Source organism: Polyangium jinanense (assembly GCF_028435365.1).
This window is the reverse complement of record NZ_JAGTJJ010000002.1, coordinates 589,996-600,936: the sequence shown is the minus strand read 5'-3', so window position 1 is coordinate 600,936 and position 10,941 is coordinate 589,996. Positions and strand designations below refer to the sequence as shown.

General features: G+C 69.3%; 9 protein-coding genes. 5 read left to right on the top strand and 4 right to left on the bottom strand.

Annotation, left to right across the window (positions count from 1 at the left end):
- Window positions 1-53: 53 nt before the first annotated feature.
- Window positions 54-1,028 (top strand): tRNA (adenosine(37)-N6)-dimethylallyltransferase MiaA, encoded by a 975-nt coding sequence (gene miaA, locus KEG57_RS07505; protein ID WP_272417362.1) that lies wholly within the window; start codon window positions 54-56, stop codon window positions 1,026-1,028.
- Between the two features lie 4 nt (window positions 1,029-1,032).
- On the opposite strand, the gene KEG57_RS07500 is transcribed toward miaA, so the two are convergent.
- Entirely contained in the window at window positions 1,033-2,022 is a 990-nt protein-coding gene (locus tag KEG57_RS07500; protein ID WP_272417361.1) for a BREX-2 system ATPase PglY family protein, read from the bottom strand.
- A 118-nt stretch (window positions 2,023-2,140) separates the two neighbouring features.
- Here KEG57_RS07500 and KEG57_RS07495 point away from each other — a divergent pair, with 118 nt between their 5' ends.
- Together KEG57_RS07495 and KEG57_RS07490 are read left to right on the top strand one after the other, a co-directional pair.
- Window positions 2,141-3,259 (top strand): M14 family metallopeptidase, encoded by a 1,119-nt coding sequence (locus KEG57_RS07495; protein ID WP_272417360.1) that lies wholly within the window; start codon window positions 2,141-2,143, stop codon window positions 3,257-3,259.
- 14 nt (window positions 3,260-3,273) lie between these two features.
- Window positions 3,274-4,800, top strand: coding sequence for a glycosyltransferase family 39 protein (locus KEG57_RS07490; RefSeq protein WP_272417359.1), 1,527 nt, complete (start codon window positions 3,274-3,276; stop codon window positions 4,798-4,800).
- A 6-nt stretch (window positions 4,801-4,806) separates the two neighbouring features.
- On the opposite strand, the gene KEG57_RS07485 is transcribed toward KEG57_RS07490, so the two are convergent.
- From KEG57_RS07485 to KEG57_RS07475, 3 genes are read right to left on the bottom strand one after another with little or no spacing between them, the layout of a single operon-like run.
- Entirely contained in the window at window positions 4,807-5,433 is a 627-nt protein-coding gene (locus KEG57_RS07485) for a hypothetical protein (RefSeq protein WP_272417358.1), read from the bottom strand.
- Complete coding sequence (locus KEG57_RS07480; protein WP_272417357.1) at window positions 5,430-6,638, bottom strand: methanobactin export MATE transporter MbnM; 1,209 nt, start codon at window positions 6,636-6,638, stop codon at window positions 5,430-5,432. The genes KEG57_RS07485 and KEG57_RS07480 overlap by 4 nt, the downstream gene beginning before the upstream one ends.
- 4 nt (window positions 6,639-6,642) lie before the next feature.
- On the bottom strand, window positions 6,643-7,581 hold the full coding sequence (locus KEG57_RS07475) for an MbnP family copper-binding protein (RefSeq protein ID WP_272417356.1): 939 nt from the start codon (window positions 7,579-7,581) through the stop codon (window positions 6,643-6,645).
- Window positions 7,582-7,784: 203 nt separating this feature from the next.
- Here KEG57_RS07475 and KEG57_RS07470 point away from each other — a divergent pair, with 203 nt between their 5' ends.
- Both KEG57_RS07470 and KEG57_RS07465 read left to right on the top strand, forming a co-directional pair.
- On the top strand, window positions 7,785-9,941 hold the full coding sequence (locus KEG57_RS07470; protein WP_272417355.1) for a DsbA family protein: 2,157 nt from the start codon (window positions 7,785-7,787) through the stop codon (window positions 9,939-9,941).
- Window positions 9,942-10,031: 90 nt separating this feature from the next.
- Window positions 10,032-10,937 (top strand): hypothetical protein, encoded by a 906-nt coding sequence (locus KEG57_RS07465; RefSeq protein ID WP_272417354.1) that lies wholly within the window; start codon window positions 10,032-10,034, stop codon window positions 10,935-10,937.
- Window positions 10,938-10,941 lie beyond the last annotated feature (4 nt).

Genomic DNA, 10,941 nt, shown 5'->3' with positions numbered 1-10,941 from the left:
CGGAGATGCTACAGGAAGTCCCCGCGCCCGAGTCCCCTCGCGAACCCCGAACGATGCGCCCGAACGATCGTGAAACCGAAAGCGCCCTGCCGGGCGAAGCCGACGAGCCCCGCGAGCCAGCCCGCGCGGCCCCGTCGTGGAGCACGATCGATCCACCGCGCGAAGGCGAGCTCCTCGTCGTCGTCGGACCCACCGCGAGCGGAAAGACCGAACTCGCGATCCGCCTCGCCGAGCGCTTCGGCGGCGAGATCATCAACGCCGACAGCGTACAGATCTACCGCGGCTACGACGTCGGCTCGGGCAAGCCCACGGCCGAGGAGCGCGCGCGCGCCCCGCACCACCTCGTCGACATCGCCGACCCGCTCGTGCCCCTCGACGCGCAGACCTTCGCCGAGCTCGGCGAGCGCGCGATCGAGGACGTCAAGCGCCGCGGCCGCGTGCCCATCGTCTGCGGCGGGACGTTCCTTTGGATCAAATCACTCGTCTACGGCCTCGCCCCCGCGCCGCCCGCCGACCCCGCAATCCGCGCGCGGCACGCGGCCATCGCCGAGGCCGAGGGACGCGCAGCGCTGCACGCCATGCTCGCCGCCGTCGACCCCGAGAGCGCCGCGCGGCTCGCCCCGAACGACCTCGTCCGTGTGAGCCGCGCGCTCGAAATCCACGAGCTCTCGGGCAAGCCGCAGAGCCAGTGGTTCGCCGAGCACGGCTTCCGCGAGAAGCGCCACGACGCGCGCCTCGTCGGCGTCGCCTGGCCGCGCGAGACACTCGACGAGCGCATCCGCGCACGCGTCACGCGATGGCTCGACGCCGGCTGGATCGACGAGGTGCGCGCGCTGCTCGATGCGGGCCATGCATCGGCGCGGCCCATGGGCTCGGTCGGATACAAGCAGGTCCGCGCGCTCCTCGAAGGCGAGCTCCAGCGCGAGGAACTCGAAGACACGATCGTCCGCGCGACGCGCGTCTTCGTGCGCCGGCAGCGCACGTGGCTCCGCGACGAGCCCGTCCTTTACGTCACGCTCGACGCCTGATCGATCACGCGCCCTTGTCGCTGATGTCGAGCGTGATCAGCACTGAGAGAAGCGCCGGCCCTTTCGGCGAAGCTTCGAGCTTCTGCTCCGCCTCGCGCACCGCCTCGGCCAGGAGCGCGCGCGCCGTCTTCCGATCGGGCGTCGATCCCCGCCGCTCCACGCTCACGCGCGTGAACGGCAGGGTGCCCTCCGACGCCAGCGTCTGCGTGAGCGATATACGCTTCGTGCCGCCCGACCGCGCCCGCGTCGCGCTCGGCGGCGGCGTCGGCGCGGCGCGCGAGGCCTCGATGCGCACGTCCGCGGGCGCCACGACGCTCGCGAGCACCACGCTCTTCGGCAGCCCGCCATCGTCGGCAGGGCCGTGCGCCGCGGCTCCCTCGGCGCTCGGCGTCCCGCTCAAGAGATACGCCTGCGCCGCGCCCGCCACCATGCGCAGCTCCACCGAGAGCGACCTCCGCATCTCGTCCTGCCGCAGAATCGAGCGCGCCTCGCGCAGATACTTGGACGCCGAAAGATCGCCCTTCTCGCGCCCGGCGAGCTGCTTCAGCACGCCGAGCACGAGCGGATCGTCGAGCGTCTCGAGCGAATCGTCCGCGGCGCCGAGGCTCGCCTGCACCGCCGACGAGCTCGTCTCGAGCCGCGCGGCGGCGAGCGCCTCGACGATCTCGCGCGCCTCGCGCAGCGACTTGCCGGCGATCGCCTCGCAGAGCGCGCGCGCGCTCCGGGCCGTGCGGAGCCTGTCGCAGTCGTGATCGATGCCGAGCTCCGTCGTGCGCGCTTCGAGCACCTCGACGAGCTTGCGCGCCGCGGGCTGGATGGCGCGAACGACCTCCAGCACCTTGCGCCCGAGCTCTTCCAGGGCCTTCGCGGAGAGCGTGCGCTCCGTCAGGCTCACGCCGAGGATCCCTGTCCCGAGGACGACAGCCCGCGCCCATGTCGTCGGCTCCGGCAGGGAGCCTGCGCTGCTGTCGATCCCCGTCCTGCTCTTCGCCATTCGACCTCTCCGCGGCGAAGTATAGGCGAAAGGCCCCGCGCTGGGGCCCGTCGGCGCCCGCGGGGGCGAACCGGCGCGCTCGCTCACGATCGCCCCCCGCTCGGCCGCCGTTCGTGGCATGATGCATTTCATGCACGTCGACGCGGACCTCTGCGGCGGGAGCATTGTCGTGACCGGCCAGCACGGGGCCGAGGCCGAGCTCTCCTTGCGCGCCGACAACGCCGCCGGCATCCGGCAATGGTTCCATTTCCGCGTTCGAGGCGCGCGGGGCCGCCACGTCGAGCTCACGATCACCGACGCGGGCCAGGCGATGCACCCCGACGCCTTCCACGGCTACCGCGCGCTCGCATCGTATGACCTCGAACGATGGTTCCGCGTCCCCACCGATTTCGACGGCCGGCGCCTCGTCCTCCAGCACCGCCCCGAGCACGACACGGTCCATTATTCGTATTTTGCCGCCTATCCGCTCGAGCGCCTCGGCGCGCTCCTCTCGGTCGTCGATCGCAGCCCGCGGGCGCGTGTGCTCCCGATCGGCGCGAGTGCCGAGGGCCGCCCGATCCACCTCGTCGTCTTCGGCGAGGAGGCTCCGGGCAAACGACGCCTCTGGATCACGGGGCGCCAGCATCCTGGCGAGACGATGGGCTCGTGGTTCGTCGAGGGCGCGCTCGTCCGGCTCCTCGCCGAGGACGATCCGGTCACGGACACGCTGCTTCACGAGGCCGTGGTGTACGTCGTGCCGATGGTGAACCCGGACGGCAGCACGCGCGGCAATTTCCGAACGAACGCGGCCGGCCGTGATCTCAATCGGGAATGGCAGGCGCCGAGCCGCGAGGCGAGCCCCGAGGTCCTCGCCGTGCGCAGCGTCATGGAGCAGGCGGGCGTCGACCTCTACCTCGACGTGCACGGCGACGAGCACGCCGAGGTCGCCTTCGCCATCGGCTGCGCGGGAAATCCTGGCTACTCCGAGCGCCTCTACGAGCTCGAAAGGCGCTTTGCGCGGAGCCTCGCCCGGCGCGACGGCGTTTTCTCCTCTGAATTCGATTATGGCGCGGACGACCCGGGCAAGGGCGATCTGCGCATCGGCAACAACTGGGTTGGCGAGCGCTTCGATTGCTTGTCCCTGACGATCGAGATGCCGTTCAAGGAAGGCCCGAGCGGCTTCGGGCCCGAGCGTGCTTCTGAGCTCGGGCGCTCCTCGCTCGAGGCCGTGCTCGAATCTTTGGGCGTGCTGCGCTAGGGTAGCGCCCCTCGATGCTCGCTCGGCTCCTCACCTTGTGGCGGCGCGTCCCCGCCTTCCTCGGCCGCGTCCTGCCCTGGCTCGTCGGCCTCGGCGCCGCCGCGTACGTCGGCCTCTATCTCGTGCTCGCGGTCCTGCACCTCCGGTATCCATTCGAGCTCGAATGGATGGAGGGCGGCGCGGTCGACCACGTCCGCCACATCCTCTCGGGCAAACGCCTCTACGACCGCCCCACGATCGATTTCGTCCCCTTCATCTACACGCCGCTCTACTTCTACGTCTCCGCGGCCGCGAGCAAGGTCTTCGGCGTCGGTTTTTTCTCGCTGCGCCTCGTCTCGCTCCTCTCCTCGCTCGGCTGCCTCGCGCTCATCGGGCTCTTCGTGCATCGCGAGACGAAGAGCCGCGTCGCCGCCGTGCTCGCGGCGGGCCTCTTCGCGGGCACGTATCGGGAGAGCGTCGCCTTCATGGATATCGCGCGGGTCGACTCGCTCGCGCTCCTCTTTTGGCTCCTCGGCCTCTACGTCCTGCGCTTCCGCGAGGGCACGGGCTTCCGGCTCCTCGCGGTGGCCCTGTTCCTGGCCTCGTTCCTCACGAAACAATCGATGCTCGTGGCCGCGGCGCCGCTCGCGGCGTATGCGCTCTTCGCGGACGGCTGGAAGCGCGGGCTCGGGTTTGGCGTGGCGCTCTTCGGCACCATCGGCCTCTCGATCTTCGCGCTCGACCGCCTGCACGGCGGCTGGTTTCGTTATTACGTCTTCTTTTTGCCCTCGCAGCACCCGAACGTGCCGGCGATGTGGGTCGATTACTGGGTCGAAGACCTCTTCGCGCCGCTCGCCGTCTCCTTCGTCGCGGCTCTTTATTGGTTCGCGGCTTCGGGCGAGGGCGCGCGCAAGGCGCGTCTCTTCTGGTTCTTCGCCGCGGCCGGCGCGCTCGGGACCTCGTGGGGCGGGCGCCTGCACGCGGGCGGCTGGCCGAACGTCCTCATGCCGGCGTTCTCCGTGCTCGCCATTCTCTTCGGCATGGGCATCGGCATGGCCCTCGAAAGCATCGGCCAGGCGCCGGAGGCTCTCCGCGCCCGCCTGCGCGCCGCGGCGTTCGGCGTCGCGGCCCTCCAGCTCGCCTGCGTCGTCTACGACCCGCGCCGCCTCGTGCCCTCGCGCAGCGACGAGCAAGCGGGCCACGCTTTCGTGAAAAAGCTTTCCGAATTGCCTGGCGACGTCTGGGTCCCGGCGCACGGCCACCTCGCGACGCTCGCGGGCAAGCGCTCGTTCGCGCATGAAATGGCGATGCAGGACATCCTCGGCATCGGCGGCGGCCCGCCGGGCATCGCGCTCCGGGACGAGGTACGCGAGGCGCTGAAGACGCAGCGCTTCGGCGCGGTCATCCCGGACACCGATTTCTACAAGAAAGAGATCAACCTGTTTTACATGCGAAACGAGAAGGACCCGCCGCTCTTCCGGGGGAACGATTTCTTCCCGGTCACGGGGATGCCGACACGGCCGCGGGGGGTGTTTCATCCGCGGTCGGCGCAGCGGCGGTGACAGGGCTCACGGCCCGATCGAAAACGTCACCGACTCCCCCGTGAACGGCCCTCCGTCCTGCGCCACGCGGTTGTCCTCGAAGATCGCGTTCGTCACGACGAGCGTCACCGGCTCCCCCGTGAGCGCGAGCTTCGTCCACGTGGCCGCGTCGAACGTGTAGGAAAGCTCCGTCGTGAAGACACGCACGAGCTCGGGGCTCTTCGGCGTCGAGAACACGAGCAGATACGCGCGGCCGTTCACCGGCGCCCCGTGCGCCCACGCCTCGCGCGGACCGAAAAACGAGGCGATCGCCTTCGCGGCCCCGACAAACCTTTCTCCGGCCGAGGGCGCGCGCGATGCGGAGGAGCCGCCCACGTGCCATTCGATTGTCGGCGGCACGTCCTTCGGCAGCGTCGCGCCCGTGGCCGGCGTGTCGACCACCACGGCTTGCGCCGGATCCGCCTTCGGCGTGGCCAAGAGCAGCGCCTCGAGCGCCTCGTCCGTTGCCACGCCCGCGTAGATCACGCCCGTCAAGTCGGGCTCGTTCGTCGCGGGCGGGTTCTCCGTCCCTCCCCCGCACGCGCCCACGCTCGTCCCGACGAACACCGCGCCCGCGAGCGCCACGATTCCTGCGATTCGTCCGATCCTCTTCACGGCATTCCTCCCGCGCTGTCCTGCTTCCACGGGTCCGCGAATCGCGGATCGGTGAGCAGCGCCTCGTCCGTCAGCGACGCGAGGAAAGCAAGCACGTCGGCCTTCTCCTCCTCGGTCAACGTGAAACCATTGATGAGCTCGCTCTTGTACGGGTTCGTGCTCCCCACACCCGCGTAGGGCCCCTCCACGATCGTGCGCCCGCCGGCCGCGTAATGGTCGAGCACCTCGCCGAGCGTCGCGATGCTCCCGTCGTGCATGTAGGGCGCCGTGAGCGTGATGTTTCGCAGCGTCGGCGCGCGGAACCGGCCCATGTCCGTGGAGACCTGGGTCACCTCGTAGACGCCTCGATTGTTCTCCGGATACGCGCCCGTGCCGCCGATGTTGTAAAGGCCGGTGTTGTGGAACATCGTCTCGGTGAACGTGGTCCCGTCGTGCTCCACGGAGTCGGAGAAATTGAAGCCGCCGTGGCAATGGAAGCATTCGAGCTTCTCCGAAAAGAACAGGTCCTTGCCGCGCTTCTGGGCCTCCGACAGCGCCTTCGAATCACCGCCGTAGTTGTGCCGATCCCAGGCCGACCGGTAGGAGATCACGCTGCGCTCGAACGCGCCGATCGCACGGACCACGTTTTCCAGCCGCACGGGGTCGGGATCGTCGGGAAACACCTTCGGAAAGAGCGCCTTGTACACCGGCTCCGCGCGCAATCGTTCGAGGAGCACGTCTTCTTGCCCCGCGAGCCCGAGCTCGACCGGCGTCTCTCCGAAGAGCGGCAGGAGCGCCTGCTCTTCGAGCTCCGTGATCAAGGGGTTTGCCCAGGTGAGCGTGGACAGGTAGCCCACGTTCACGATCGACATCGAGCCCCGCGGGTGGACCTCGCCCGTCGATCCGAGCCCGCCCGCGCGCCCGTCCGTGAACGCGAGCTTCTGGTCGTGGCACGACGCGCAGCTCTGCGTCTCGTTCCCGGACAAACGTTTGTCGTAGAACAGACGCCGGCCGAGCTCGACCTTGTCCGCCGTCATGGGGTTGTCCGCGGGAATCTTGGGCTTGGGATACCCCGCGGGTAGCCCGAAATCCCAGGTCGCAGGCGGCTCCGGCGGGGGCTTGGGCGGCTCCCCATCCTCCCCGCCGCAGCCGGCGAAGGAGCCGAGGAGCAAGAGGGCGACGAAAGGCCCGCGCGCGGCCGCGGTGAGGAGGAGAGGGATTTTCATGGATTCACTCTGCCGTGAAGAGCTTCTGTTCGTCCGGATGAACCGATCCATCGTCCACGTGAATGCCGAGCCGACCCATGATGGCCTTGCATTCGGTGTCGTCGGAGCCCGCCATGCAGCCCGGCGCGCCGTCCACGTTCTGCGAGAGATCGCTGTCCGCCACGAGCGCCGCGTAATCGATGACGATCTTGCTCTTCAGCGGATCGAAGCCCGAAAGGCGCACCTCCGGGCGGTTCGGCCGATCGCACGCCGTGACCGCGCCCGCCGCGTCCTCCGTGCACCCCGTGCTGCCGATGTGCACGTTGAACGCCCCGCCGCCCGCCGCCGTCGGCGCCGCGTCCACGCGGAGGAACTTGTACCCGCCATTCCAGTTCCAGAACAGCGCGCTCAGGTTGAGCGGCGAGGGCGCCGCCGACGCGTCGCCGTGGTTCAGCTCGAAAGGCACGCCCACCTTGAATGCGATGCCGGTGTAGGTCACGTCCTCTACCTGACCGCGAATTACGCCATTCGTCTCGCTCGTGCCGTTCGCGCAGGCGCCCGTCTTGTTCTCGAAATCGAGGAGCGCCAGGTTCTCGTGTTGCCAGAGCCCGTCCTGCGTGAGCTCGACCGGGACATCACTGCCATCGGTGCGCAGGAGGCGCACGTCGTGCACGTAGAGACGAAAATCGGTGATCCTCACCTCGGTGGACGCGCTTCCCGCGGTGAAGGTCTTTCCACAATCGAATACCTCGTTTCCGACGCGCCCCTCGAAAGCGAGCTCCACGTCGATGCGCCCCGGCCCGCCACCACCCGGTCCGCCGCCGCCCGCTCCGCCTGCGCCGCCCGATCCGCCGTTGCCCCCGTTGCCGCTGTCTCCGCTGCCTCCGCCGCACCCTGCGACGAGCGCCGCGCCGAGCGCCACGATGAGCCACCTTCCTCGCGAAGTACCAAGTCTAGAAGCCACGTTTCACCTCCGTCCGAAAGCCATGGACCCGTTTCCGCGTCCTGGCAATGCGACAAATTGATGCATCCCTCGTGCCACGAGGCTCCGGCCTTTCCTTCGCGTGCGCGGGCGCCATTGACGGAACGTCCACGGGATGTTGAAGCCGCGTGGATCCACGCGCAAGCCGCGTGCGTCGTGACGGGGTTTCCTGTAGGGTGCCGGCCATGCTCGTGAAGCTCTTCCGAATCGGGTTCGTGACGGCCCTCTCGGCCGCAACTGCCTGCGGCCAGGCGCCTCCGCCCCCGGCTGCGACGCCCGGCGCCGAGTCCCAGGGGACCGCCGACAAGGGCGCAAACACCGCCACCGCTGGAAAGGGCGCCGAAGATGCCGCCCAGGGCGCCGACAAGGGCGGCGCGCCCCGAGGCGCGGCCGAAGGCGACGGCGAGAGGATCGCGGTCGCCGGCGGCGCTGGCCGCGGGGCCAACGACGACAACCCCGGCAGCGGTTTTCCCGTGCGCACCGTCGCCCCGGCCGAGGCCGGCACGTGGACCGGCGGAAACGAGGTCGACACGGGCGAAGGCGCAAAGAGCCCGGTGCCCGTCACGGCCGCGGATCCGAGCTGGGGCAGCCCCAAGGCGCCCGTCACCATCGTCGCGTTCTCCGACCTCGAGTGCCCCTTCTGCGCGCGCGCTTCGGGCACGCTCGCCGAGCTCGCGAAGATCTACGGCAAGGATCAGCTCCGGATCGTCTGGAAAAACTTCCCGCTCCCGTTCCACAAGAACGCGCGCCCCGCGGCCGAGGCGGCGATGGCCGTGTTCAAGCAGAAGGGCGCGCCCTGGTTCTGGGCCTATCACGACGCGCTCTTCGCCGGCCGGATCGACCCGCAGGTCATCGACGGCTCGCTGCCGCGGGGCATCACGCGCAAGACCGTCGACGCGACGCTCGCGAGCGGCGAGATCGGCAAGAAGATCGACGAGGACATCGAGCTCGGCAAGAAGATCGGCGTGACGGGCACGCCCGCGTTCTTCATCAACGGCGTGTTCCTCTCCGGCGCGCAGCCGATCGACAAGTTCCGCGCGATCGTCGACGAGCAAATCGCGGCCGGGCGCAAGGCGACGGCGAGCGGCACGGCGCCCGAGAAGGTGTATGCGACGCTCTCGGCGAAAAACTACCAGAAGCCCGAGGACCGGCCCGGCTTCGCTGGCTCGGCCGCCGCGGCCGAGGACACGAAGACGGTCTGGCGCGTGCCCGTCGACGGCTCGCCAGTGCGGGGCAAAAACACGGCGCTCGTGACGCTCGTGATGTTCACCGATTTCCAGTGCCCGTTCTGCGTCAAGGTGACGCCGACGCTCGAGCAGCTCGCCCGCGATTACGGCGACAAACTCCGGATCGTGTACAAGAACAACCCCTTGCCGTTCCACAAGGACGCCGAGCCCGCGGCCGAGCTCGCGCTCGAAGCGCGCGCGCAGAAGGGCGACGCGGGGTTCTGGAAAGCGCACGACCTGCTCTTCGCCGCGAACGGCAAGCTCGCGCCCGAGGACCTCGAGGGCATCGCGAAGAACCTCGGGCTCGACCTGAAGAAGGCGAGCGACGCGATCGAAAAGAAGAAGTACAAGGACCGCATCGAGCAGGACCAAGACCTCGCCGACGACGTGCAGGCGAGCGGCACACCGCATTTCTTCATCAATGGTCGCCGCCTCGTCGGCGCGCAGCCGATCGAGAAGTTCAAGGCGCTCATCGACGAGGAGATCACGAAGTCGGAGGCGCTCGTCAAGAAGGGCACGCCCGCGGCGAAGCTCTACGACACGATCATCAAGGACGGCAAGACGACGGTGCTCGAGAAGGTGAAGGCGATCCCCGCGTTCACGAAGGACAATCCCACCCGGGGTCCGGCGAACGCGAAGGTCACCGTGCAGATCTTCTCCGATTTCGAGTGCCCGTTCTGCAAGCGGGTCGAGCCCACGCTCACCGAGCTCGAAGCGGCCTTCCCGGGCAAGATCCGGTTTGTCTGGCGAAACAAGCCGCTCCCGTTCCACAAGAACGCGATGCCCGCGGCGCTCGCGGCCATGGAGGCGTACAAGCAGAAAGGCAATGACGGCTTCTGGAAGATGCACGGCGCGTTCTTCCAGGACCAGACGCAGCTCGACCGCGCCGGCATCGAGCGGACGGCGACCGCGCTCGGGCTCGACGTGCAGAAGGTCCTCGCCGCGGTCGACGGCCAGACGCACAAGGCGCTCATCGACGCGGACATCAAGGCCGGCGAGGATGTGGGGATCACGGGCACGCCCGCATTCGTGATCAATGGCTATCTGGTCTCGGGCGCGCAGCCGCTCGCCAAGTTCAAGAAGGTCGTCAACCTCGCGCTCAAGGAAGCGAAGTAACCGCCGCGGGGCGGGCCCGCGTCGGGTTTTCGACGTGGCCCGCCTCGCGCCGCCCCCCGTCCGGCACGAATCTTGATATCCTCGGCGCCGATGCGCTCCCGCCTGTTGCTCGGCTCCGCCCTCGCCCTCGCCACGCTCAGCCTCGCGCCGCGCACGAATGCGCAAGTACCGGGCGCGGCGCCCCCGCCGTCTCCGCCGCCTGCAGCGACGAACCCGGCTCCGCCCCCGCCGGCGTCGCCGACAACCCCGGCGTCTCCGCCGTCCGCGGCCCCCACGACGTCGTCGCAGGCGAACCCCGTTCCCCCGCCGCCCGCGACACCGCTGTCAGGGATGCAGACGCCGCCGCCCGCGGGATCGGCTGCGAATGGGGCTTCGCTTCCGCCGCCGCCGACCGCGCCCCCGGGCGCCGGGCCTTACGCGCCTTATCCGCCCGGCCCTTACGCGCCTTATCCGCCGGGACCTTATGCGCCGCCGCCGAATGGAGCCTGGGGACCGCCTCCCGCGGGGCCGCTGCCTGGCTGGGGCGCGGAGCCTCCCACGCAGAAGGTCAAACGCTGGTATGGGTGGCAGACCTTGATTGGCGTGCTGGTGAGTGACGTCGTGCTGATCGCCGGCCAGGGGAGCGCGGTCACGTACGTCGGCTTGGCGGGCCACGTGCTCACGGGACCGATCGTTCATTGGGCGCACGGGCACGTCGGCAATGGATTCGCGAGCCTCGGCCTGAACGTCGGTCTTCCGATCGGAGGAGGCCTCATTGGGCTCATGGCCGGCGCAGGGTCGTATGATGGCTGGGATACCCTCGCGTATACCGCGATCGGTGCCGCCGTCGGATACTTCGCCGCGCCCGCCCTCGATATGGCCATCTTCTCGACGGAGACCGTGGACGAGCCGGTCGAGCCACGGAAAGGCGCACGCGCCCTTCTGCCGAGCTCGGTCGCGGTCATGCCGATGGTGGGGCAGGATCGGATGGGGCTGTCGGTCGTGGGGTTGTTCTGAGCGG